Origin of the sequence: Paenalicyclobacillus cellulosilyticus, from assembly GCF_014647315.1 — a bacterium.
Lineage (GTDB): Bacteria > Bacillota > Bacilli > Alicyclobacillales > Alicyclobacillaceae > Alicyclobacillus_J > Alicyclobacillus_J cellulosilyticus.
In genome coordinates this window covers 1-23319 of sequence record NZ_BMOY01000020.1, presented here as the reverse complement: position 1 = coordinate 23319, position 23319 = coordinate 1, and the positions used below count along the sequence as shown (strand labels likewise).

The following is a 23319-nucleotide window of genomic DNA, read 5'->3' as shown; positions in this document are numbered from 1 at the left end:
CGGCCGCGGCGGGCCGGCGGGGGTTCACCCGCCGGCCCGTTCGGCTGCCATCGCCTTGAACGCCCCTTCGACCGCGGCGAGCGTCTGATCCACGTCCGCCTCGGTGTGAGCCGCGGAGACGAACCACGCCTCGTATTTGGACGGCGCGATGCAGACGCCGCGGTCCAACAGGGCGTGGAAAAAGCGGGCGAAGCGGACGCCGTCGGTGGCCTGCGCGTCCGCATAATTCCGTACCGCATGGCTGCCGAAAAACACGGTCAACGCGCCCCCCACCCGGTTGATGGTCACCGCTTCCCCGTAGGTGTCCGCCAACTGTCGAATCCCCTCTGCCAACCGCCTGCCGAGTGCGTCCATGCGTTCGTAAATCCCTGGTTCCGCCAAAACCTCGAGACACGCCATGCCGGTTCGCATCGAGGCGGGGTTCCCCGCCATCGTGCCGGCCTGGTACACGGGTCCGAGCGGCGAGACCTGTTCCATCACGTCGCGCCGTCCGCCGTAGGCGCCGATGGGCAGTCCGCCGCCGATGATCTTGCCGAGAGCGTACAAATCGGCGTGCACGCCGTACATCTGGGCGGCCGTGCCATAGTGGAAGCGAAAGGCGGTGATGACCTCGTCGAAGATCACGAGCGCGCCCGCGCGGTGGGCCAGGTCAATCACGTCGCGCAAATAAGTGGGGCTCGCCGGAGCGACGATGCCGAAATTGCCGACGATGGGTTCGACCAGGACACAAGCGGTGTCCTCCCCGTGCACGGCGAGCGCGGCACGGAGGGCATCGAGATCGTTGTACGGCACGGTGACCACATCGTGGGCGGTGCCCGGCGTGACGCCGGCGCTGTCCGGCACGCCGACGGACGACGGGCCGGACCCGGCTGCGACCAGCATCGCGTCCGAGTGGCCGTGGTAGCACCCGGCGAACTTGATCACCTTGTTGCGGCCGGTGACCGCGCGGGCAATCCGGATGGTGGTCATCACCGCTTCCGTGCCGGAATTGACGAAGCGGATGCGTTCCAGGTCCGGGATGGCCGCCTGGAGCCGTTCCGCGAACTCCACCTCCCACCGGGTGGGGGTTCCGTACAAGATGCCGTCGTACGTCGCCTCACGCAGCGCCGCCATCACCTTCGGATGGGCGTGGCCGAGGACCAGCGGGCCGTACGCGGCCAGGTAGTCGATGTACTCGTTGCCGTCCACGTCCCAGATCCGCGCCCCTTGGCCTCTCGCCATCACCACCGGCGTCCCGCCGCCCACCGATTTGAACGAACGGGAAGGGCTGTTGACGCCGCCTAAAATCACCCGCTCTGCGCGCGCAAACCATCGCGCTGACTGCGTGCGGTCCATGCGTTCGCTCTCCTCTCCGTCGGGCGTGTTCTGCCTTCCCATGCTAGCACGGGGCGGCTGTCCGGGACAAACCGCCGGGCATGCGGCGTGCCGCGGGTACGCACACTACGCGCAACACCCCTCGCGGGAAAGGAGACAACCAGCGTGCGCAGACCTGCACAGACGCTCGCGGCCAGCGCGCGGCAAGGCGCGGGCGATCCCGGCGAACCCCGTTCCGCCAGCCTGCAGATGACCGCGGAGGATGCGGCCGGTCTCCCTCCGGTTGGCTTAAGGACGCTCTCCGGCGCTTGCGACGCGCGCGAGCTCGCGCTGCTGCACCGCGTTTTGCGCCGGCGCTGACGCGGGCGCTTCCCCTCGGTCTACTTGTCCGTTGCCGTCCCGCCTGTCCCCTGCATGAGATCCATGAACCACTTGTCTTGCCCGCAACGGGCCATCGTGTCCGCGCGGGTGCAAAGGGGGATGCGCGCATGGACATCCTGGTCACCGGTGGCGCCGGGTTTCTCGGCTCGCACCTGACGGACCGGCTGCTTGCGGCCGGCCATCGCGTCACGGTGCTCGACGATTTCTCGAGCGGGCGGCTTGCGTTCCTGACACGGGCGCTGAGGCATCCCCAGTTTCGCCTGGTGGAGGGCAGTGTGCTCAACGAGCGTCTTGTCGCACAGCTCGTGCGCGATCACGACGCCGTGTTCCACTTCGCGGCGGTGCTCGGGGTGCGCTGCTGCGTGGAAGACCCCGTCCGTGTCCTCGAAGGCAACGCCACCGGGACGCGCCATGTGGCGGCCGCGTGCCACGAATTCGGCCGGAAACTGGTGTTCGCTTCCACCTCGGAGGTGTACGGAAAGAACCCATCCGTCCCGTTCGCCGAGGACGCAGACCGCGTGCTCGGTCCCGCGACGGTGCACCGCTGGTGTTACGCGACGGCCAAGGCGCTCGGGGAGCATCTGTGTTTCGGTTATGCCAAACGCGGGCTCCGGGTGACGGTGCTGCGGTACTTCAACGTGTACGGGCCGCGGGCGGTCGCGACGCCGTACGCCGGCGTCATCCCGGTGATGATAGCCCGCGCGCTGGCCGGCCGCCCGGTGGTGGTGCATGGCGACGGATCGCAGACCCGCTGTTTCACGCACGTGGCGGATGCGGTGCGCGCCACGGAAGCCGCCCTGTCGCCGGCGGCGGACGGGATGGCCATCAACGTCGGCGGGCGGGAGGAGGTATCCATCCGGCGCCTCGCCGAAACCATCGTCCGCCTCTCCGGCTCGGCGTCGCCCATCATCCATGTCTCGTACGAAGCAGCGTTCGGCCCCGGTTTTGAGGACACGCCGCGGCGTGTACCGGACGTCACGCGCCTTGGCGCCGTCCTCGGCTGTGCACCTGCGGTGCCGCTCAGCCAAGGCCTCACCGACACCATCGCCTGGCACCGGGCGCAGGCGGAGGAGGGAAGCCGCGATGCGGTCTGAGATGCGGTCTGTTCCGAAGCGCCTGCACGTACACCCGCCTCGTGGCAAAGGGCGGTTGGCCGTCGTCATTCCCGCCGGCGACGAAGCGCGGACCATCCAGGCGGTGCTGCGGTCGGTCGCCCGCCTGCGCCCGCACACGGCGGTGGTCGTCGTCAACGGATCGACCGACGGCACCGCACGTCTCGCCCGCCGCGCCGGGGCCCGCGTCCTCGTGTATCCGCGCCGGCTCGGCAACGACGTGGGCCGTGCGGTGGGGGCGCTCGCCGCGGACGCGGACATGTACTTGTTCGTGGACGCAGATTTCGCCGTGCCGACGCCGGTCTTGCGGCGCCTGGTCGCGGCGGTGGAGGCGGGGGCCGACGTGGCGTTGAACAGCCTCGGCTGGTTGGCGCAGGCACGCCGTCCCGACATTCCGACGCTCGACCGCTACGTCCTCAACCTGTTTTTGCGGCAAAGGGCGCTTGGTCTGGAGAACCTGCTCACCGTCCCGCACGTCCTCAGCCGCCGGGCTGTCGAAGCCATCGGTGCCTCCACCCTGGCCAATCCCCTGCTCGCCACCGCGGTCGCCTTGGACCGGCACCTGCGGGTGGCGGTGCCGACGAAGTTCAACGTGCTCGCCATCAACCGCCGCCGGCCGAACCACATTCGCCGCAAAGGCCAGGCGATGGCGCCGGCGACGCAGCGGATCCACGGGGATGCGGTGGAGGCTGTGCGCTATCTCCTCGACCAATACGGACGCCGGGGCGGGTACGCGCTTGGCGGTGAGGGGCGGCAGGTGTTCGCGGCATACCGGAACCCCTCCTGGCCGGAGCGGGGGGACGGACCGCCGCAGGTGAGCGTTGTCTTCAGCGCCCGCCAGGCGGACGGCGGGCTGTGGGCGCGGGTGCGCGGGCTCGCGGCGGCGGGCGCGGAAGTCGTTCTGGTGGCACAAGGTTCGGATCTCCTTGGCGACGGGGGCAATCCGCCGCCGCAGGTCCGCGTGGTGCATGTGCCTGCGGAAGCCGGCAGCGACGTCGCGCTGGCGGTCGGCGCCACGTATGCCCGCGGCGAAGCCGTCGTCTTCTGCGATGCGGCCGTACCGGCCACGGCAGAGGAGCTATGGCGATTCGCCCACCCCGTCATGAACGGGGAAGCCGATGGGGTGGTGCACGACCAGCGGCCGTTCTGCGGCCCGCTCGCCCGGATGCACCCTGTGCACAGCGCCGGGTGGTTCGCGAACGTCACGATGGGGCGGCGGGAATGGTTCGGGTCGACCTGGCTCGTGCCTCCGTACGCCGTGCGCCGGGAAGCGCTCCAGGCGCTCGGGCCGGAGGTGTTGCAAAGCCCTTGTCTTGCGCAGATGCGCGCGCTCGACCAGGGTTGGCGGCTGCGGTTGGGTCCGCACTTGCCGGCGGTGCGCCCGGACGAGGAAAGCAGCGCTTTCATGCTGGATCGCGTCCTCGGCCACGTCCTGGAAGGGCTGTGGTACTGGACCGAGCGGTACGGACGCCGGGGCGGCTTCACGGACGAAGGGCGGCGGCGCGACGTGTTGCCGCCCGTCCCGGGGGTGTACCGGATCGACCGGGCGGACGGTGAACCGCCGCGGGACGTGGATCTTGGCTGGCTGTGCCCGTGACCCCAAAGGACGCTTGTCCGTCGCGCACGCTGCCTTGCGGCGCATACGATGGCTTGGCCACGCCGAAAAGGCGAAAGGAGGTTGTCTTTGTGCGCGACGATGAGCCACAGCGGCCATCTCAGCCAACCCACGTCTGCGTCATGGGGTTAGGATTCGTCGGCTTGCCGCTCGCCATCCATTTTTGGCGCAGCGGTCTTTGCGTCACCGGCATCGACACCGACCGCGACAAGCTCGACCGGCTCCGGCAGGGGAAGAGTTACCTGTGTGATGTGGCGGATGCCGACATCGCACGCATGCGCTCGTCCGGCCGCTTCGCCTGCACCGAGGATGCAGGCGCGGCAGCGGCGGCGGACGCCATCCTCGTGTGTGTGCCGACGCCGCTTCGCGAAGACGGCGAGCCGGATTTGCGGTTCATCTTGCAGGCGTGCGCATCGCTTCAGCCGCACGTAAGACCCGGTCAACTGGTGGTGCTTGAGAGCTCCACCTTTCCCGGCACGACCGACGAGTGGGTCGTCCCCATCTTGGAAGCGACCGGAATGAAAGCGGATGTGGACTTTTACGTCGCGTATTCGCCGGAGCGGATGGATCCTGGCTCCCATGTCCAACTCGCCCGCATCCCGAAGCTGGTCGGAGGCGTCGGGCCGGCGTCGCTGCGCAAGGCGGTCGCTCTGTACGCGCAGGCGTTCACCACCGTGGTGCCCGTCTCATCCGCCCGCGTGGCCGAGATGGCGAAGCTGCTCGAGAACACGCAGCGGTTTCTCAACATCTCTCTGATGAACGAACTCGCCATGGTTTGCCACCGGGCCGGGATCGACGTCTGGGAGGTGATCCGGGCGGCGGCGACCAAGCCGTACGGGTTCAGCGTGTACCTGCCCGGGCCCGGGGCCGGCGGCCACTGCATTCCTGTCGATCCGGTCTACCTCGAGTGGTTCGCGGCACAACAAGGACTCCCGTTGCGCGCGGTGCGCTGGGCGCGCGAGGTCAATGCGAGGATGCCGCGCTACGTCGCGGAACGTGCGTGGGCTGCGGCCAACAAGGACATGCCGCGGGTGCTTTTGTGCGGGGTCACCTACAAACGGGATGTCAACGACACCCGTGAGTCAGCCGCCCTGCGCGTGATGGAGGAGTTGCTCCGCATGGGCGCAAAGGTGGCTTACACCGACCCGTACGTTCCCCACGTCGCCGTCGCAGGGCGCAGGTTCGAATCGGTCGCCTTGACCGAAGACGAGGTGCAGGCGCACGACATCGTCGTCATCCTGACCGATCATGCCTGCATCGACTACCGGTGGCTGGCGGACCAATCGCGCCTCGTGCTCGACACCCGCGGTGTGTACCAAGGCGCCGACCATCCGCGGGTCGTCCGGCTGTGAGGAGGTGGCGAGGATGAAGGTGGCGGTCGTCGGGTGCGGTGCCATTGGCGAGCGGCACGTCCGCGCGTGCGCGAAGGTGGACGGGATGGTCGTGCGCGCGGTCTGCGACACGGATACGGCGCGCGCCGAGCGCTTGGCGGGGTTGTACCAAAGCCTGCGGCCGGATGCGGAACCGGTGGCGGTGGTGGGCGACTATGCCGACCTGTTGGCGAATGGGACGGTGGATGTCGTGGCCCTCGCGGTGCCGAGCGGCCTGCACGCAAAGACAGCCATCCAGGCGCTCCAGGCGGGAAAGCACGTGGTGTTGGAAAAACCGATGGCCCTGTCCACCCGGGATGCGCAGGCGCTCATGGCGCTCGCGGCGCGGGGGGAGCCGCGGCTCGTGGTGTGCCACCAAAAACGGTTCTACCCGCATCTGCGGCAGATTCGGAAGTTGATGGAAGATGGTTGCCTGGGCCGGATGGTCGCGGGCAGCCTGTCGCTCGTGTACCACCGCGACGACGCGTACTACCAGGCGAGCCCGTGGCGCGGGACGTGGGAGATGGATGGCGGCGTGCTGTTGAATCAGGCCATCCACGACATCGACCTGTTGTTATGGCTCGCGGGGGAACCGGTGCGGGTGGCGGGCTGGATGGCGCGGCTTGATCGGCCCATGGAGGCGGAGGACACGGCGCTTTTGTCCATCCAGACCGCGGACGGTGCACTCCTTTCCGTCACGGCCAGCGTGTGCGGGCCACCCGGTACCGCGGTGGAAGAGCTCACCATCACCGGGACGCGCGGTGGATTCCGGCTCACCGGCAAGGCGTTGCACCCAGCCGGGTGGTGGGTGGACGCCCCGGTACCGCAGGTGTTGGAGATCGATCCGCACGCCGCGGTGTACCAAGACCTGGTGCAGGCGGTCGCGGCAGACCGCGCGCCTTGGGTCGGCGCCAAGGAAGCCTGGCCGGCGCTCCACGTCATCTTTGGCGCGTACGCCTCCTGGCTCAAGGGCGAATGGGTGACGTTGCCTGCGGATGGTTCCACCTTCGACCTGAAACGACGCGTGCGTTGGCAGGGAGGGAACGGCCATGGTTGAACGGACGCGGGCCCTGGTGACCGGCGGCGCCGGGTTCCTCGGCAGCCGGTTGGTGGCGCGGTTGACGGGTTTAGGGTTACACGTGGTGGTCATCGATGACCTGACGACCGGCCGCCGGGAGGCAGTGGCGGACATACCCGGCGTGACATGGGTTCAGGGCTCGGTGGCCGACGGCTACCTGATGCGGCAATGGTTGCCGCACGTCGACTATGTGTTTCACTTTGCGGCGCGCAACATCGTCCTGTCGGTCGAACAACCCGAATCCGACTTCGCCGTGAACACGCACGCCACCGTGCAGCTGTTGCTCGGGGCCTTGCCGTACCGCGATCGGTTGCGCCGCGTGGTGTACGCGTCGACCTCGTCCGTCTACGGGATGAGCCCGGTGTTGCCAACGCCGGAAGGCGGCTACGACGTGTCGACGCCGTACTCCGCCAGCAAGCTGGCGGGAGAACTGTTCGCGCAGGCGTTTTGCAAAACGTACGGCTTGCCGGTGACCTGCCTGCGCTTCTCCAACGTGTACGGCCCGGGCCAGACGAGCGCCAACCCGTACTGCGGCGTGGTGGCCAAGTTCATGCAGGCCATGCTCGACGGCGAGCCCCTGACCATCTACGGTGACGGCACCCAGACCCGGGACTTCACGTTCATCGACGACGCCATGGACGCCGTGCTGCTCGCCGCCACCTCCGCGCATACCGTCGGTTGTTCGCTCAATGTGGGCACCGGCGTCGAGACCGCCGTCTTGCACCTCGCCCGGCTGGTGCGTGAGGTCGCCGGCAAACCGGGACATCCCGTGGTGCACGCGGCGAAGCGCAAAGTCGACACCGTGGCGCGGCGGGTGATTGACGCGTCGCGCTTACGGTCGCTGACCGGATGGCGCCCCCGTCACACCCTTGCCGAGGGCTTGGCGGCCACGTGGCGCTGGTTCCTCGCCGAGTCAGGGGCGCAAGGAGGTGGCACGGCATGACAGAGGCGTTCATCCACCCGGACGCGGTCATCGGCGTCGGGTGCAGCATCGGCCGCTTCGCCGTCATCCACGCCGGCGTGGTGCTCGGCGACGGCGTCCAAGTCGGCGATCACGCCGTCATCCATGCCGGCACCTGCATCGGTGCCGGCACGCGCGTCGGCGCGCACGCGGTGCTCGGGGGCGATCCGCTCGCCAACCGCCGCGTCCGGCGGAAGCCCAAAGCCGTCGGCCCGCTGCGCATCGGCGCGGGCGCGGCCATCGGCTGCGGCGCCGTCGTCCTCGCAGGCACGGAGGTCGCGGACGGGGTATTGATTGGCGATCTGGCGTCGGTGCGGGAAGGGGTCGTCATCGGCGAGGACGCGGTCATCGGGCGGGCCGCCATGATTGAGCTCAACACCCGCATCGGGCAACGGGTGGTGGTGCAGACAGGGGCGTACATCACCGGCGACAGCGTCCTGGAGGACGACGTGTTCATCGGCCCGGCCGTGGCGACCGCGAACGACAAGTACATGGGCCTCTCACCCGTGGTGTACCGCGGCCCGTATGTCGAGCGCGGGGCGCGGGTGGGCAGCCACGCCACCCTGTTGCCCGGCGTGCGCATTGGCGCCGGTGCCGTCGTCGGGGCGGGGGCGGTGGTCACCCGGGACGTCCCGGCAGGCGCGGTGGTGGTCGGCGTGCCCGCGCGGCCCGTCGCGCGTTGGGACACGGTGCCGGATGCGCCGGCGCATGCAGCGCGGATGCAAGATGTGCCGGCGCGCAAAGAGCAGGCGCGCAAAGAGATCATACCCGACGTGCCGGCGGAGGGGGGAGAGGCATGAGCGTCCCGTTTTTGGACCTGCGCGGCACATGGGAGGAACTGCGGACACCGCTTTTGAGGGCGTGCGCCAAAGTCCTGTCGCAAGGCCGGTACATCCTCGGGGACGAGGTGGCGGCGTTGGAGCGGGAGGTTGCGGCGTACTGCGGCATGAACCACGGGGTCGCGGTCGGCAACGGCACGGACGCCCTGACCTTGTCCTTGCGCGCGCTCGGGGTGGGACCTGGCGACGAGGTGGTGACGAGCCCGTTCACCTTTTTCGCCACCGTGGAATCCATCCTCCAGGTCGGCGCGACGCCGGTGTTCGCCGACGTCGATCCGCGCGGGTTCACCATCACGCCGGCGACGGTGGAACCGCGGATCACGGCGCGGACCAAGGCCATCCTCCCCGTCCACATCTTCGGGTTGATGGCCGACATGGCGGGTCTGCGCGCGCTGGCCGACGCGTATCGCCTCGTCGTCGTCGAAGACGCCTGCCAAGCCATCGGGGCCACGTGGCGCGGGTTTGGCATCGGCCATTACGGGGATGCCGCAGCGCTGTCGTTCTTTCCCACGAAGAACCTGGGCGGTTACGGCGACGGCGGCATGATTCTCGTGCACGACGCGGAACTGGCGGCGCGGCTGCGCCGGCTGCGCGCCCACGGCAGTGCCATCAAGTACATCCATGAGGAGCCGGGATGGAACAGCCGCCTCGACGAACTGCAGGCGGCGCTGCTGCGGGTGAAGCTGGCACATCTTCCCGCATGGACGTCCGCACGGCAGGCGCTCGCCGCCCGGTACGACGCCGGGTTGGCCGGGCTCGGGCTGCAGTTGCCGTGGGTGCCTGCGGAAGCGAACCACGTGTATCATCTGTACACCGTCCTTGTGCCCGACCGGACGGCGTTGCAGCGCTTTCTGGCGGAGCGGGGCATCGAGGCGCACGTGTACTATCCGCTGCCGATGCACCTGCAGCCGGCGCTCTCCGGGTTGGGGTATCGTCCCGGCGATTTTCCTGTCGCCGAGCGCATCTGTCAGCACGCGCTGTCACTGCCCTTGTACCCAGGGCTCACGGCGGCGCAGCAGGATGAGGTCATGCGCGGGGTGCGCGCGTTTCTCCACCGCCGCGGCGCACCGAGCGCACGCGCGGAGAAAGAAGGCAGGTGAAGCCGATGCGCACGGTGGTGCACGCCCCCATCGACATCGCCGGTCAGATGGGGGCACTGTGCGAAGGATTGCGCCGACTTGGTTGGCGGGCCAACGGGTACAACTGGTTTTCCACGTACCTGCAGTACCGGGGCCCCATCGTGCAGACGGACGCGTACGAGTTGATGGAGGTATGCGAAGAGTTGGTGCGGGCGGCAGACATCCTCCACTTCCACCACGGCGACACGATGCTCTTGGAGTACCGCGATCTGCCCATGCTCGCGTCCCTGGGCAAGCCGATGGTGATGCACCACTGGGGCAGCGATGTGCGTCGGGTCGAGGTGGTGAACCAGCGGCAGAAGCACCCGTTGCCGCCCGGTTACTTTACGAGCGAGCAGATCCACGCCCGGCTGTCCACCGTCAGCCGGTACATCCAGCACGCCATCATCCAGGACCACGAGTTGTACGAATTTGTGGCCCCGTATTACCGGCGTGTGCATGAGTTGCCGCTCGCGGTGGACACGAAGGCCATCCAGCCTGTCTATCCTGATCCGGACAACCGGGAACCGCTCGTGGTCCACGCGCCGACCCAGAGCGCGTTCAAAGGCACCGCGTACATCGAACAGGCCATCGAGCGGCTCCGGCGCCGCTTACGCTTCCGCTACCGGCGCATCGAACGGGTGAGCCATGCCACGGCGATGCAGTGGTTCGCCCAGGCGGACATCGTGGTGGACCAAGTGTTGTGCGGCACGTTCGGACTGGTGAGCATCGAGGCGATGGCGATGGGTAAGCCGGTCATCTGCTACATCCGCGACGACCTGCGGCCGACCTACCCGGGCCGCCTGCCCATCGTCTCGGCCAATCCCGACACCTTGGCGGAGGTGCTTGCCCAACTGCTGCAGAGCCCGAAGCGAAGGCGCGAACTGGGGCGGCAGGGGCGGCGGTACGTCGAACAATTCCACGACATGCGCGTCGTGGCCCGCCGGCTTGTCCGCATCTATGAAGAGGTCCTGGCGACGCCCGGGGACGCGGCGCAGGAGGAGGCGAGGGAACGTGACACCTGGTGAAGACTGTCCGCACGGCCGCCCGTTCGGCCCTTCGTTCGCCCATCCGCCAGCCGCATGGCCCGTTCAACCGTACATCCTGCGCTGCGGCGTGCTGGCTGCTCCGCTGGGGAAAGCGGTGCGGCGATGGGATGAGGATACCCTGTGGCCTTGCCTCGCGCATCTCGCGCGGGGAAGGGTGAACGGTCCGTTGTTCGGCGGCGTGTTGTTCGAAGCGGACTTCACACCGGGCGGGGCGATGCTCTCCCCCCGCGCGACAGGCTTGGGCGCCCTGCCGACCGCGGCCGACTGGGCGCTTGCCGCAGACGCCATGCTGCAGCCAGGCGGCAATGCCGCCGCCCTGCTCGCCGCCGCAAGGCGCCTGCCAGAAGGCGCAGCCGTCGACCTCTGGCTGGCGGTGCCGTATCCGTTTGAGCAGCAGGCCGACTTCGGCGCGCTGTCCGGCAGGCGCCTCAACTTCCGCGATCACCCGGAAGACAGGACCGCGGCGGTGCTGGCGTGGATGGCGCGGGTGTCGTCCGGGTGGCGGGCGGCCGCCGGAGAAGACCCTGCCGCACGCGTGCGGTTGCGCGGCTTCGCCTGGACACGCAGCATGTTGTGGCCGGGCGATCTCGCCGTCATCCGCGCCGCGGCCGACTGGGTGCACCAGCGCGGCCTGATGTGGATGTGGTGTTACCTCCACGGCAGCGACGGGGCGGAGCGCGCCGACGCGTGCGGGTTTGACCTCTGCCTCGGCCGTCCGTCTCCGGCGGACACCCCCCATCGCTTGGGGGACGCGCTGGCGCGCGCGGGCAGCCTTGGCCATGGCCTCATCCTCGCCTGGGATGCCGAACCCACGGCGGACGGGCTGGCCGAGGTGTTGCGGTCGGTGCCGCCGCACCAGGTCCGCGCCCTCCTCGTCGATCTTCCGTTTTCCGCCATCCCGCGTTGGCATGCGCAGGGAGACCCAAGGTACGAGCGGATGGCGCAGTGGTTGACGCAACCCGCATGGCGCGCGGAAGAAGGAGGTGCGGGCGCGTGAAGGTGTTGCATGCCCCGACCGAGATCGCGGGACAGATGGGGATATTGACCCAGGGGTTGCGCCGGCGGGGTGTGACGGCGACCGCCTACAACACGTTCCACAGCTATCTCGGGTACCGGGATCACATCTACAACCTGGACGCCGCGGAGCTCGCGGTTCTGGCCGCGGACGCCATCCGCCACTTCGACCTGTTTCACTTTCACTACGGTCAGAGCCTCACCTCCGACCTGACGGATGTGGCGGAGATTGCGCGGCTGGGCAAGCCGATGCTGATGCACCACTGGGGAAACGACGTACGCACGCACGAGGTGGCGGCGCGGAACAACCCGTACGTGTACACCGGGGATTCGCCGCCGCCCGAGCGCATCCACGCGCGTCTGACGCAGCTTTCGCGTTTCATCCAGCATGCCGTCGTCCAGGACGAGGAGGTACGGGCGTACGTGACGCCTTATTACCGAGAGGTGCACGTGTTGCCCATCGCGTTTGACGTCCATCGCGTCGCGCCGAGCTATCCGGCGGCGGACGAGACCTGCCCGCTGGTGGTGCACGCGCCGACGAACCCGGCGTTCAAAGGCACGCATGTCATCGAGGCGGCCGTCGAACAGCTGCGGGCGCAAGGCGTGCGCTTCCGGTATCTGCGCGTGGAGAAACGGAGCAACCGGGAGGCTTTGGCCTTGTACCGGGAGGCAGACATCGTCGTCGATCAGGTTCTGTGCGGCTCGTACGGGTTGCTGGCGGTGGAGGCGATGAGCTTGGGCAAGCCGGTGTTGGGGTTCATCCGGGAGGATCTGCGGGCCACGTTCCCCGAACCGCCGCCCATCGTGTCCGCGCGGCCGGATCAGGTGGCGGACGCGCTGCGCGAACTGATTGAGCACCCGGCGCTGCGCATCGAGAAAGGGCGGGCAGGCCGGCGCTATGCCGAGCGCCATCACGCGTCCGACAAGGTCGCGCGCCGCTTGCTGGCCATCTACGAACAGGTCGTGCAGGACAGGGAGGGTGGGCGAGCGTGAAACAAGACAGGACAGGCGGCGCGTACCTGCCGCGCGGTGTCCGTGGCCATCAGAGCCCGCTGGTTCACCTGTGGTGCGGCGGACGTCTGGCGGATGCGGAGATGGTGCGCTGGCGTACGGCCGATCTCGCCGATTACTTGGTATACCTGATCGACGGCCGGCCGTGTGACTCGTTGTTTCGCGCGGTGTTGTTCTCGCCGAACCGGGCGCCGAGCGGGCGCTTCCTCAACCCGGTGTACACCGGGTTTACGCCGCCGGCGGACGCCGAGGATTGGCAGGCGTGGCTGGATGAATTGTTTCACCCGGGATACAACCTGTCTGCGCTCGCCGCGGCCGCCGCGAGCGGACCGCCGGCCGTCGCGCCGGTGGATGTGTGGATCACCGTGCCCTATCCGGATCCCCGCCTCGCCTCGTTTCGTACCGGGTGGGGGTCGGCGCTGCACTTTGCGCATACCGGGGACCGGGTCGCCGCGGTCACCCGCTTTGTGGACGACCTGCTTCACCGCTGGCGACAGGCCGGGCTTTGCGGCACGCTGCGCCTGCGCGGCCTCAGGTGGCCGCGCACCGTGCTGGATGAGGCGGACGCGGACGTGATCGCCAAGGTGAGCGAGGCCGTTCACGCCGCCGGGCTCGATTGGCTGTGGCTGACCCATTACGGCGCGGCGCGCGCCGCCGACTGGGCGCAGCTTGGCTTCGACGCGGCCGTGTTGCACCCCAATTGCTATGGACGCACCGTATGCGATCGGCAGTGGATCCACCACGCGGCCCTGTTTGCCCGGGTGCACGGGTGCGGCCTGCATCTGGTGTTCGGGCGCGGCCTGTTGCACCATCCCCGGGATGCGTACGATTACCTCAACTTGGGCTTGCCGGGGGAACTCGGCTACGTGGATGAGGCGTTCTGCGTGGTGTCGTTCCCGGGCACGAGCCCGCGCACGCTGTATGAGGAAGACCTTCCCCTCTACATCGCGGTGTACAGCTTTGCGAAAGGGATCCTGCGCATGCCCGTCCCGCTGCCGTTGTCGCGGTGAGCGGCCGCGCGGCGCATTGACAGGGCCGCGCCGGGCGCATAACATGGACAATAAGTGCATCTGGACGAAGGAGACGCCGCGGCCGGGCGGCGGTCACGGGTGCCTTTTCGTCCCTCTCTGCCTGGGGATGAAAGGGCGTTTTTTGCTGCGCGAGGAGGGCGGTGAACAGCATGCTGACACAGCGGCCGCGCGGGACGGCGGACATCTACGGCAGCGCCATCGCGGCGTGGCGTGCGCTGGAGGAGGTGGTGCACGCCACGTTCCGCGCGTACCACTACGAGGAGATCCGCACACCGGTGTTTGAACACACCGAGCTGTTTGAACGCGGCGTCGGCGAGACGACCGACATCGTGGAGAAGGAGATGTACACCTTTCTCGATCGCGGCGAACGCAGCCTCACCCTGCGCCCGGAGGGGACGGCCGGCGTGGTGCGCGCCTATGTCGAAAACAAGCTGTACGCCGCGCCGGGTGCGGCCAAGTTGTATTACATCGGCCCCATGTTTCGCTATGAGAAGCCGCAGAAGGGGCGTGAGCGGCAGTTCCACCAGTTCGGGTGCGAGGTGTTGGGTTCGGACGATCCGGCTGTCGACGCGGAGGTCATCGCCCTCAACGTGGACGTGTTGAACCGGTTCGGCCTCGCCGGGCTCACCGTGGAACTGAACAGCGTCGGTTGCCCGGTTTGCCGCCCGGAGCACAGGGCGCGCATGGTGGCGGTGCTCAAGCCGGCCGCACACCGCCTGTGCCCGGACTGCCAGCGCCGGCTTGATCGCAACCCGTTGCGGATCTTCGACTGCAAGCGAGGCTGCCGCGAGGTTTTGGCGGAGCTTCACGCACCGTCCATCCTCGATGCCCTGTGCCCGGATTGCCGCCAACACCTGGCGGCGGTCGAGGCACTGCTCACCGCGCTCGCGGTGCCGTACGTGCGAAATCCGCACCTGGTGCGGGGACTCGATTACTATACCCGAACCGCCTGGGAAGTCACCGCACCGGAACTCGGGACGGTGGGCGGCGGCGGCCGCTACAACGGGCTGGTGGCCGAGGTCGGCGGCCCGGATACGCCGGGCATCGGGTTCGCGGTCGGCATGGAGCGGGCGCTGTTGTTGCGCGAGCTCCAGCACGGGCCGTGGCCGGCGGAACCCCGCCTCGACCTGTTTGTGGCGGTGGCGGACCCGTCGGCGACGGCGGCCGCGATGCAGATGCTGCAGGCGGTGCGCCAGGCCGGTTTTACGGCCGATCGCGATTACCAAGGGCGGGGGCTCAAGGCGCAGCTGAAGCAAGCGGACCGTCTCGGGGCGCGCCTGGTCGCCATTCTCGGCGGCGACGAGTTGGCGCGCGGTGCCGCGACGGTCAAGGACATGGCGAGCGGCGAGCAGCGCGACGTGCCGATGGACGGCGTGGTGGACCTGTTGCGCCGGCTGGCGGACGGTGCACAGATTTGAGATCACCGTGAGCCGGCCACGGGGCTTGCGCGCACCGGGGCACGGCAGAGATGACGGGCAGGAGGAAGGCGGATGACACAAGGGATCAGATTGCGGCGCACGCATATGGTGGCAGACACCATCCGGGTGCCGGGAGGCACGGAAGTGGTGCTGGCCGGATGGGTGCAGCGCCGCCGGGACTTGGGCGGCATCATCTTCGTGGATCTGCGCGACCGCACGGGCTTGGTGCAGTTGGTGTTCGACCGGGAGCGGGGCACGCCCGCGGCCGTGATGGAGGCGGCGGACCACCTGCGCAACGAGTACGTCGTCGCGGTGCGCGGCGAGGTCGTGGCACGGGCCCCGCACACGGTGAATCCAAAGATTGCGACCGGCGAGATCGAGGTGGTGGTGGCCGACCTCGATGTGCTGAATGCGGCGAAACACCCGCCGTTTCCCATTGAGGATGGGATCGACGTGGAGGAGCCGGTGCGGCTGCGCTACCGCTACCTCGACCTGCGGCGGCCGCAGATGCAGCAGATGTTGCGGCTGCGCCATCAGGCGTACCGGTTTTTGCGCCGGTTCTTGGACGACCACGGCTTTCTCGAGGTGGAAACCCCCATCCTCACGAAGAGCACGCCGGAGGGGGCGCGCGACTACCTGGTGCCGAGCCGGTTGCAGCCCGGTTCGTTCTACGCCTTGCCCCAGTCGCCGCAGCTGTTCAAGCAACTGCTCATGGTGGCCGGGGTGGAGCGGTACTATCAAATTGCGCGCTGCTTTCGCGACGAAGACCTGCGGGCGGACCGCCAGCCGGAGTTCACCCAGCTCGACATCGAGCAGTCGTTCATGGACATGGACGAGTTCCTGCACCTGATGGAAGAGATGGTGGCCGGGCTGTTCCGCGAGGTGGCCGGCATCGAGGTGGCGACGCCGTTCCCTCGCCTGCCGTACCGGGAGGCGATGGAGCGGTATGGCTCGGACAAGCCCGATTTGCGGTTCGAGTTGCCGCTCGCCGACGTGGCGGACGCGGTCCGCGGCACCGAGTTCCGGGTGTTTCAGGACGTCCTGGCGCGCGGCGGGGTCATCAAAGCGCTCGTCGCACCAGGGTGTGCCGGGTATTCGCGCAAACAGATCGACGAGTTGATCCAGTTTGTCGCGCCGTTCGGCTTGAAGGGCCTCGCGCCCGTCGCGGTGGAGGAAGGCGGGTTCCGTTCCCCCGTCGCCAAGTTTCTCGGCGATGAGCGGCTCCGCGCCATCGCCGAGCGGGCGGGCGCGCAACCTGGGGACCTGGTGCTCATCGGGGCGGCGGATCGCCAGGTGGTGTTGCCGGCGCTCGGAGCGCTGCGGAACAAACTCGGGCACGACCTGGGCCTCATCGACACGTCCCAGTTCCGGTTCGTCTGGATCACCGACTTTCCGCTGCTCAGCTACGACGAGGAGGAAGGGCGGTGGGTGGCGGAGCATCACCCGTTCACGATGCCGCGCTGGGAGGATGTCCCGCTGCTCGATACCGACCCGGGTGCGGTGCGGGCGCAGGCGTACGACATGGTGCTCAACGGGTATGAGATCGGCGGCGGGAGCATGCGCATCTACCGCCGCGACATCCAGGAGAAGATGTTCACCGCGCTCGGTTTCAGCCGGGAAGAGGCGTACGACAAGTTCGGCTTCCTGCTCGACGCGTTCGAGTACGGGACGCCGCCGCACGGCGGGATCGCGTTCGGTTTGGACCGGATCATCATGATCCTCGGCGGCGGCCAGTCGCTGCGCGATTGCATCGCGTTCCCCAAGACTTCTTCGGGCGCGGATCTGATGGTGGGTGCGCCGTCGCCCGTCAACCGGGAGCAGCTCGACATCCTGCGCATCCAGGTGCGGCAGCCGGAGCCAACGGCGCCAAAGGCTTGAGGCTTGCGGCGGCGGGCCGGAGGTGTTACGATAAGGGCACACAAAGCCGCGCGGCCGCCAGGCCGCGCGGCGGACAGTCGAGTCCCTGCGCTGTTGGTGTAAGCCTTTATGTTTTGAGCCAACACCCGATTGAAAGGGAGCCCGGAGTCTCCCCGGGGAGCAAACGCCTCAGGCCCGACGGGTCTCGTGGACTTGCAAGCCGGATGAGCAGGGCACCCACCTGCTGGAGAGCAGGTTCAAAACAAATGGAGTCACGGCAGCCGCGGGGCGACTGTTTGCGCACGACGCGACCAGATGCACGGTCGCTTTTTATTTTTTGTCGAAAGACGAAGCGGGTTATCGCACGATATGACAACAGACATCGCCTCGCCATGCAATCGTTTTCGCCGGCAAGCATTTCGTGATACGAAGTTGCTCCGTGCGGCCAGACCGCTTATAATGAGAAATGGCGAGTGAGAAACTAGGAAATCGACGCGCGGTTTGCGGCGACGAAGGGCCATGCGCGGTGAGGGAGCGTGTCGTGAGCCTTGGACCTGTTCGCAGCACAGGCGGAGCGGGAACGGGATGCGGAGGCGCCGTTGGCTTATCGCATGCGGCCGCGGACGCTCGATGAGGTGGTGGGGCAGCGCCACATCATCGGACCGGGGTCCCTGTTGCGGCGCGCCATCGAGTCAGACAGGCTGATGAGCGTCATCTTCTTCGGACCGCCCGGGACCGGCAAGACGACGCTCGCCCAGGTCATCGCCCATCACACCAAAGCCCGCTTCGAGACACTGAACGCGGTGTCGTCCGGCGTGTCCGACATCCGGCGGGTCATCGAGGCGGCGCAGGAAGAACGGGCGTTGTACGGACGCAAAACGGTGTTGTTCATCGACGAGATCCACCGCTTCAACAAAGCGCAGCAGGACGCGCTGTTGCCGTTCGTGGAAGCGGGGCTCATCGTGCTGATTGGCGCGACGACCGAAAACCCGTATTTTGAAGTGAACCCGGCGCTCGTCTCCCGTTCGCACGTCTTCCGGCTCGAGCCGCTGGCGGAGGAGGATCTGCTCATCCTGCTGCAACGCGCCCTGGCCGACGGCGAACGCGGACTCGGCCGCTATCATCCGTATGTGACGGAAGCGGCGCAACGCCTGCTGGTGCGGGTGGCGGCCGGGGACGCCCGCCGGATGCTCAACGCGCTGGAGGCCGCGGTGCTCTCCGCGCCCATCGACGCGCAAGGGCGCGCGGTGGTGGACGAGGAGCAGGCTTCGGCTTCCCTCCAGGAGCGCCAGGTGGTCTACGACCGGCAGGGAGACGAGCATTACGATACCATCTCCGCCTTCATCAAGTCGGTGCGCGGCTCGGATCCGGACGCTGCCATGCTTTGGTTGGCGAAGATGCTCCACGCCGGAGAGGACCCGCGGTTTATCGCCCGCCGCCTGACCATCCTGGCTGCCGAAGACATCGGCAATGCCGATCCGATGGGGCTCGTGGTGGCCATCGCCGCTTGGCAGGCTGTGGAGCGGATCGGGATGCCGGAAGGCCGCATCGTGCTGGCGCAGGCGACCGCCTATTTGGCGACGGCGCCGAAGTCGAACGCGGCCTATGTGGCCATCGACAAGGCGTTGGCGGACGTGGCACAAGGTTTGCCGCTCACCGTCCCGCCCCATCTGCGCGGGACGGGCTATCCTGGTGCCGAAGCCCTCGGCAGCGGGCGCGGGTACCTGTATCCGCACGATTTCCCCGGCCATTACGTCGAACAGAGCTACTGGCCGGAGGGGGTTGAGCCGCGCCAGTACTACATCCCGCCGGTCCCCGCACACGGGAAGCGCAAAATGGCCCGGACCGGAGAGCGGGAGGCGACAGAGGATTGAAGATCTCGACCAAAGGCCGTTATGGACTGATGCTGATGGTGGACTTGGCTGCCGGCGACGGCAAGACGCCGACGTCGTTGAAAACGGTCGCCGAGCGCCAGTCCCTCTCGGAGCACTATCTGGAACAGCTCATCGCCCCGTTGCGGAATGCGGGTTTGGTCAAGAGCATCCGCGGGGCGTATGGCGGCTACATCTTGGCGCGTCCCAAGACAGAGATCACGGTGAAGGACATCATCCTCACCCTGGAGGGCCCGCTCACCCTGGTCGACCAGGACGTGGAAGACGGGTTGGACGAGTTATGGGACCGGCTGCGTCAAGCCATCCTGTCCGTGATGGAGTCGGTGACCCTGCAGGATTTGGTGGACATGAAACACCGAAGCGAAGGCACGTACATGTTTTACATTTGAAGAAAGACTTTTCATGGATGGTTGCTTCCGGCATGTTTCGCCGGCTGACCTGGTTTCCCAAGCCTGCGCGGGCGGTGGTGGGAAGAACGTGGGGGCGGGTGTGATCTACCTCGACAACGCGGCCACGACGCCGATGGCGGACGAGGTGTGGGCGGCCATGGCGGCGGTGGCAGCTGAATACGGCAATCCTTCGAGCCTCCATGCCCGGGGCCGGGACGCGCGGGCGGTGGTGGAAACCGCGCGGCGGCAAGTGGCCGCGTTCATCGGCGCGGCGCCGGGAGACGTCGTCTTCACCAGCGGCGGCACAGAGGCGAACCATCTGGCGCTGTTCGGCGCTTGGCTGGCGGCGGGGGCCGACGGACGGGTACGCCGCCATGTGGTGACGACGGCGGTTGAACACCACTCGGTGCTCGAACCATGCCGGGCACTGCGGCAATTCGGCGCCGAGGTGACCTTCGTCCGGCCGCGGCCGGACGGGACGTTGGCCGTCGCGGACGTGGTCTCGGCACTGCGCCCCGATACCTTGTGCGTCTCGGTGATGGCGGTCAACAACGAGACCGGTGCGGTGTATCCTGTGTCAGACATCGCGGCGGCCGTCAAACAAGCGGACAGCCAGGTGGTCGTTCACTGCGACATGGTCCAGGCACTCGGCGTGGTTCCGGTGCGCGTCGAGGACACCGGTATCGATCTCGCCACGTTTTCCGCCCACAAGATCCACGGCCCGAAAGGGGTCGGCGCGTTGTACGTTCGCCGCGGCACCCGCTGGCAGCCTGTCCTGCGCGGCGGAGCCCAGGAGCGGGGGCGGCGGGCGGGGACGGAGAACGTGCTCGGTATCGCAGGTTTCGGCGCGGCGTGCGCGCGCTTGGCGCGCATCGGGATGGAGGAGCACACCCGCCACCTGGCCGAGGTCCGCGCCGCCTTCTGGCAGCCCGTCTCCCGGCTGCCGGGCGTACGGGTCAATTCGCCGCCGGACGGGTCGCCCGCCATTTTGAACGTCGCGTTTCGCGGCGTGCGCAACGACATCCTGCTGATGCGCCTCGACCTCGAGGGCGTGCTGGCCTCGGCGGGATCGGCGTGCACCGCGGGGAGTTTGGAGCCGAGCCACGTCCTGTTGGCGTGCGGCCAGGCGGAGGAAGAGGCGCGCGAAGCGGTGCGCTTCAGCTTCTCGGGCATGACGACGGTGGACGAGGCGCGGGCGGCCGGTGAGCTGGTCGTGCGCGTGGTCTCTCGGCTGCGCCGTGCGTGACCTGTCCTGCGGCGGCCGCAGGATGATGAGCGAACTGTGAACGCACGTTGCGGCTGCCAACCCTTGGCCGGATGGCTTACTTGCGTCGTTTGCCGCGGTGCGTTAGGATTCGTAAAAGGGATAGTTGGCTGCCGTATAGGGGTTCCTCCGTCAGGTTACGATATGAAGTGGTGGTTGGATGGCAGGGGATGAACGTGGATGTCCGGGGTGGTCCCGGCACAACCGAAACGTGCGAAGGAGTTATGTACGATGAGATGCCCACATTGCAACTGCAAGGATATCGGCAAGATTGGCGCCAATCAGTATTACTGCTGGGGTTGCTTCATGGAGTTCAACGTTTCGGGCGAGGAGGTCCGCCTGTACGAGGTGGCGGAAGACGGGTCCCTCGTCGCCGTGGACCATCCGCCCGAACTGCAATTCGGCACGGGCGCTTGACGCAAGGCGGGATGGTGTGCCAGCCGGGTGTATGCCCGGCTTTTTTCATAGGTACAGGCCGGCGGCGGCGGCCGCCATACCGAGCACAAAGGTCAACCCCAGGTACAGCGCGGCCACCGCGAACCTGCCCTCCCGCCAGAGCATGGTCATTTCATAGGCGAACGTCGAAAACGTGGTGTACGCACCGCAAAACCCCACACCGGCAAACAGCATGGCACCCGGGCTTGCCGCCGGAAACCACAGCGCGATGTGGCGGGTCAGCAGGCCGAGCAAGCATGAACCGGACACGTTGATGAGCAGGGTGGCGAGCGGGAACGAGATCGGCATCCGTTCGCCAAGCCACTTGGAGATGCCATAACGGGCGAGTGCGCCGAGGATGCCGCCGCAACCAATCAAGAAGAGCGCCGTCACGGGGCCTCGCCCTCCCCTTCGCCGGCCCATCGCAGGCGCGATTGCCGCATCGCCAGGCGATAGCCGACGCCCGCCGCCGCGAGCGACAATCCCATCGACGCCGTCGCATAGGCAAGCGCCATGCCGAGCGCCCGGGCGTCCACAAGCTTCCAGGTTTCGACGGCGTACGTGGAGTAGGTGGTGAACGCGCCCACCAAGCCCGTGCCTATCCCGAGCCGAAGGTGGGGATGGATAGGAAAGCGTTCCATCGTATACGTATAGAACCAGGTGAGAAACAGGCTTCCGGATGTGTTGATGAGCAGCGTCGCCGCCGGGAAGCCGTGCCAAGTCGCCATCCATTCGCTGAGCAGATAACGCAACACCGCCCCGGTGAACCCGCCGAGGGCGACCGCGAGATAAGCCAACCTCATCCCTCCACGCGGACGGAAGGCGTAACCGCTGGCGCGGACCGCCTTTCATGATGCGTCCATGTTTTGCATATACTTTTCTCTGCGGTGCACCGGCGCGGCATCGCGGCGCGCCGCGTCCGGCGCGGGAGAACTGCGCGAGGCCGGGAGGGGAGAGGATGCCGGATTCCCGCCGTTATCTCCGAGCGGCCGTCTCCTTGCTGGTGACGCTGGCCTGTATATACATCTTGGGACAGCTGCGCGGTTTCATCCACGACGTGTGGGTGGTCGTGCGCTCCGTCGTGGTCCCGTTCGTCATCGCCATGATCTGCAGCTACCTCTTGCAGCCGCTGGTCGACATCCTGGTCCGCCGCCGCATGCCGCGCGGGGCGGCCATCCTCACCATCTACTTGGCTTTTATCTTACTCTCGGCCGTGGCCGTGCTCAACGCCATCCCGCTGGTTTCGCGGCAGCTGACGGACTTGTCGCAACACCTGCCGTCGCTCGTGCAACAGGCGGACGCATGGATCGACGGGCTGGCCCACAAGCGCCAGTACCTGCCGGAAGCGTTGCGCCGCGGGATTGAGGCCGCCCTCAACCGCGCGGAGCAAAACGTCACCCTGTACGCCGCCGGCGTCCTGTCGATGCTCACCAATACCTTGTCCTTCATATTCATGCTGTTCGTCATCCCGTTTTTGGTGTTCTACTTGCTCAAGGACGGCCAAGCCATCGGCCGGGCGGTGGTCCATCTGACGCCGGCCAAGTACCGGCAGGCCATGCGGGACATCCTCGCCGGGATCGACGACACCCTCGGCCGTTACGTGCGCGGCCAGCTGCTCGTGATGCTCGTGGTCGGCGTCCTTACGTACGCCGGCCTCCTCGTGGTGGGGATGCCGTATGCGCTCTTGTTGGCGCTGTTCGTCGCGCTGACCAACGTCATCCCGTATCTCGGCCCGTTCCTCGGCGCGGCGCCGGGGTTGTTGCTCGCGTTGTCCATCAGTCCGCAGATGGCGCTCAAGGTGTTGGTGGTCAACGTGATTGTCCAACAGCTGGAGGGGAATCTGGTGTCGCCGCAGATCATGGGCCGCACGTTGCAGCTGCACCCGATGGCCATCGTCGCGGCGCTGTTGCTCGGGGAGCAGGTGGGAGGGGTGCTCGGGCTCATCGTCGCCGTTCCGGCTTTGGCGGTGCTCAAAGTCATCTGGATCCACGTGCGGAAGCTGCAGACGACGTGAGGCATGCGTTTCACCGGGTGTTTTCAACTTCATCAACAGGTGTTTTCAACTTCACCAGGCAAAACAGGACTGCCGCCGCGGCGCGACGTGTCAACTCACGAAAAAATCTAACCCAAGGGGAAGTGGATCACTCATATGAAAATCAAACTATTTGACC

22 protein-coding genes and 1 other RNA gene are annotated in these 23319 nt (G+C 67.5%); 20 read left to right on the top strand and 3 right to left on the bottom strand.

Translation table 11 applies throughout. The features are described from left to right. Positions 1–24 precede the first annotated feature (24 nt). Complete coding sequence (locus tag IEX97_RS07500; RefSeq protein ID WP_188882116.1) at positions 25–1335, bottom strand: glutamate-1-semialdehyde 2,1-aminomutase; 1311 nt, start codon at positions 1333–1335, stop codon at positions 25–27. A 144-nt stretch (positions 1336–1479) separates the two neighbouring features. Between IEX97_RS07500 and IEX97_RS07495 the strand changes: the two genes are divergently transcribed. From IEX97_RS07495 to IEX97_RS07405, 19 genes are all read left to right on the top strand, one after another. Next, entirely contained in the window at positions 1480–1674 is a 195-nt protein-coding gene (locus IEX97_RS07495; RefSeq protein ID WP_188882115.1) for a hypothetical protein, read from the top strand. Positions 1675–1802: 128 nt separating this feature from the next. Continuing rightward, a complete protein-coding gene (locus IEX97_RS07490) occupies positions 1803–2789 on the top strand; it encodes an NAD-dependent epimerase/dehydratase family protein (protein WP_188882114.1) in 987 nt (328 codons plus the stop codon). Then, positions 2779–4404 (top strand): glycosyltransferase family 2 protein, encoded by a 1626-nt coding sequence (locus IEX97_RS07485; protein WP_188882113.1) that lies wholly within the window; start codon positions 2779–2781, stop codon positions 4402–4404. Before IEX97_RS07490 ends, IEX97_RS07485 begins: the two co-directional genes overlap by 11 nt. An 89-nt stretch (positions 4405–4493) precedes the next feature. Continuing rightward, positions 4494–5774, top strand: a complete 1281-nt coding sequence (locus IEX97_RS07480) for a nucleotide sugar dehydrogenase (RefSeq protein ID WP_229776611.1) — start codon at positions 4494–4496, stop codon at positions 5772–5774. A 13-nt stretch (positions 5775–5787) separates the two neighbouring features. Next, positions 5788–6849 (top strand): Gfo/Idh/MocA family protein, encoded by a 1062-nt coding sequence (locus IEX97_RS07475; RefSeq protein WP_188882112.1) that lies wholly within the window; start codon positions 5788–5790, stop codon positions 6847–6849. Beyond that, positions 6842–7813: an NAD-dependent epimerase/dehydratase family protein gene (locus IEX97_RS07470; protein ID WP_188882110.1), complete on the top strand. Its 972-nt coding sequence runs from the start codon at positions 6842–6844 to the stop codon at positions 7811–7813. Before IEX97_RS07475 ends, IEX97_RS07470 begins: the two co-directional genes overlap by 8 nt. Then, positions 7810–8631, top strand: a complete 822-nt coding sequence (locus IEX97_RS07465) for a DapH/DapD/GlmU-related protein (RefSeq protein ID WP_188882109.1) — start codon at positions 7810–7812, stop codon at positions 8629–8631. Before IEX97_RS07470 ends, IEX97_RS07465 begins: the two co-directional genes overlap by 4 nt. Then, positions 8628–9770, top strand: a complete 1143-nt coding sequence (locus IEX97_RS07460) for a DegT/DnrJ/EryC1/StrS family aminotransferase (protein WP_188882107.1) — start codon at positions 8628–8630, stop codon at positions 9768–9770. Before IEX97_RS07465 ends, IEX97_RS07460 begins: the two co-directional genes overlap by 4 nt. A 5-nt stretch (positions 9771–9775) precedes the next feature. After that, complete coding sequence (locus tag IEX97_RS07455; RefSeq protein WP_229776622.1) at positions 9776–10816, top strand: glycosyltransferase family 4 protein; 1041 nt, start codon at positions 9776–9778, stop codon at positions 10814–10816. Continuing rightward, positions 10803–11834: a DUF4855 domain-containing protein gene (locus IEX97_RS07450; RefSeq protein WP_188882103.1), complete on the top strand. Its 1032-nt coding sequence runs from the start codon at positions 10803–10805 to the stop codon at positions 11832–11834. Before IEX97_RS07455 ends, IEX97_RS07450 begins: the two co-directional genes overlap by 14 nt. Then, positions 11831–12844: a glycosyltransferase gene (locus tag IEX97_RS07445; RefSeq protein ID WP_188882101.1), complete on the top strand. Its 1014-nt coding sequence runs from the start codon at positions 11831–11833 to the stop codon at positions 12842–12844. Before IEX97_RS07450 ends, IEX97_RS07445 begins: the two co-directional genes overlap by 4 nt. Next, a complete protein-coding gene (locus tag IEX97_RS07440) occupies positions 12841–13872 on the top strand; it encodes a DUF4855 domain-containing protein (RefSeq protein WP_188882099.1) in 1032 nt (343 codons plus the stop codon). The genes IEX97_RS07445 and IEX97_RS07440 overlap by 4 nt, the downstream gene beginning before the upstream one ends. Positions 13873–14042: 170 nt before the next feature. Further along, positions 14043–15311: a histidine--tRNA ligase gene (gene hisS, locus IEX97_RS07435; protein WP_188882098.1), complete on the top strand. Its 1269-nt coding sequence runs from the start codon at positions 14043–14045 to the stop codon at positions 15309–15311. A gap of 72 nt (positions 15312–15383) precedes the next feature. Next, positions 15384–17189, top strand: coding sequence for an aspartate--tRNA ligase (gene aspS, locus IEX97_RS07430; RefSeq protein ID WP_188882096.1), 1806 nt, complete (start codon positions 15384–15386; stop codon positions 17187–17189). 79 nt (positions 17190–17268) lie between these two features. Beyond that, a non-coding RNA gene (gene ssrS / locus IEX97_RS07425) (6S RNA) lies at positions 17269–17462 on the top strand. A 254-nt stretch (positions 17463–17716) separates the two neighbouring features. Continuing rightward, the gene (locus tag IEX97_RS07420; protein WP_188882095.1) at positions 17717–19042 is read left to right on the top strand and encodes a replication-associated recombination protein A; all 1326 of its coding nucleotides are present in this window, start codon (positions 17717–17719) and stop codon (positions 19040–19042) included. Further along, positions 19039–19449 (top strand): RrF2 family transcriptional regulator, encoded by a 411-nt coding sequence (locus IEX97_RS07415; RefSeq protein WP_188882093.1) that lies wholly within the window; start codon positions 19039–19041, stop codon positions 19447–19449. Before IEX97_RS07420 ends, IEX97_RS07415 begins: the two co-directional genes overlap by 4 nt. Before the next feature lie 88 nt (positions 19450–19537). Next, positions 19538–20695 (top strand): cysteine desulfurase family protein, encoded by a 1158-nt coding sequence (locus IEX97_RS07410; RefSeq protein WP_229776609.1) that lies wholly within the window; start codon positions 19538–19540, stop codon positions 20693–20695. 249 nt (positions 20696–20944) lie between these two features. Then, the gene (locus IEX97_RS07405; protein WP_188882092.1) at positions 20945–21130 is read left to right on the top strand and encodes a hypothetical protein; all 186 of its coding nucleotides are present in this window, start codon (positions 20945–20947) and stop codon (positions 21128–21130) included. A 45-nt stretch (positions 21131–21175) separates the two neighbouring features. Here IEX97_RS07405 and crcB (IEX97_RS07400) read toward each other — a convergent pair whose 3' ends face one another. Continuing rightward, positions 21176–21541 (bottom strand): fluoride efflux transporter CrcB, encoded by a 366-nt coding sequence (gene crcB, locus IEX97_RS07400; RefSeq protein WP_229776607.1) that lies wholly within the window; start codon positions 21539–21541, stop codon positions 21176–21178. Next, positions 21538–21945 (bottom strand): fluoride efflux transporter CrcB, encoded by a 408-nt coding sequence (gene crcB / locus IEX97_RS07395; protein ID WP_229776605.1) that lies wholly within the window; start codon positions 21943–21945, stop codon positions 21538–21540. Before crcB (IEX97_RS07395) ends, crcB (IEX97_RS07400) begins: the two co-directional genes overlap by 4 nt. Before the next feature lie 161 nt (positions 21946–22106). Here crcB (IEX97_RS07395) and IEX97_RS07390 point away from each other — a divergent pair, with 161 nt between their 5' ends. Then, positions 22107–23162 carry an AI-2E family transporter gene (locus IEX97_RS07390; protein WP_188882088.1) on the top strand — a complete coding sequence of 352 codons (1056 nt, stop codon included), beginning with the start codon at positions 22107–22109 and terminating at the stop codon, positions 23160–23162. Positions 23163–23319: the final 157 nt, after the last annotated feature.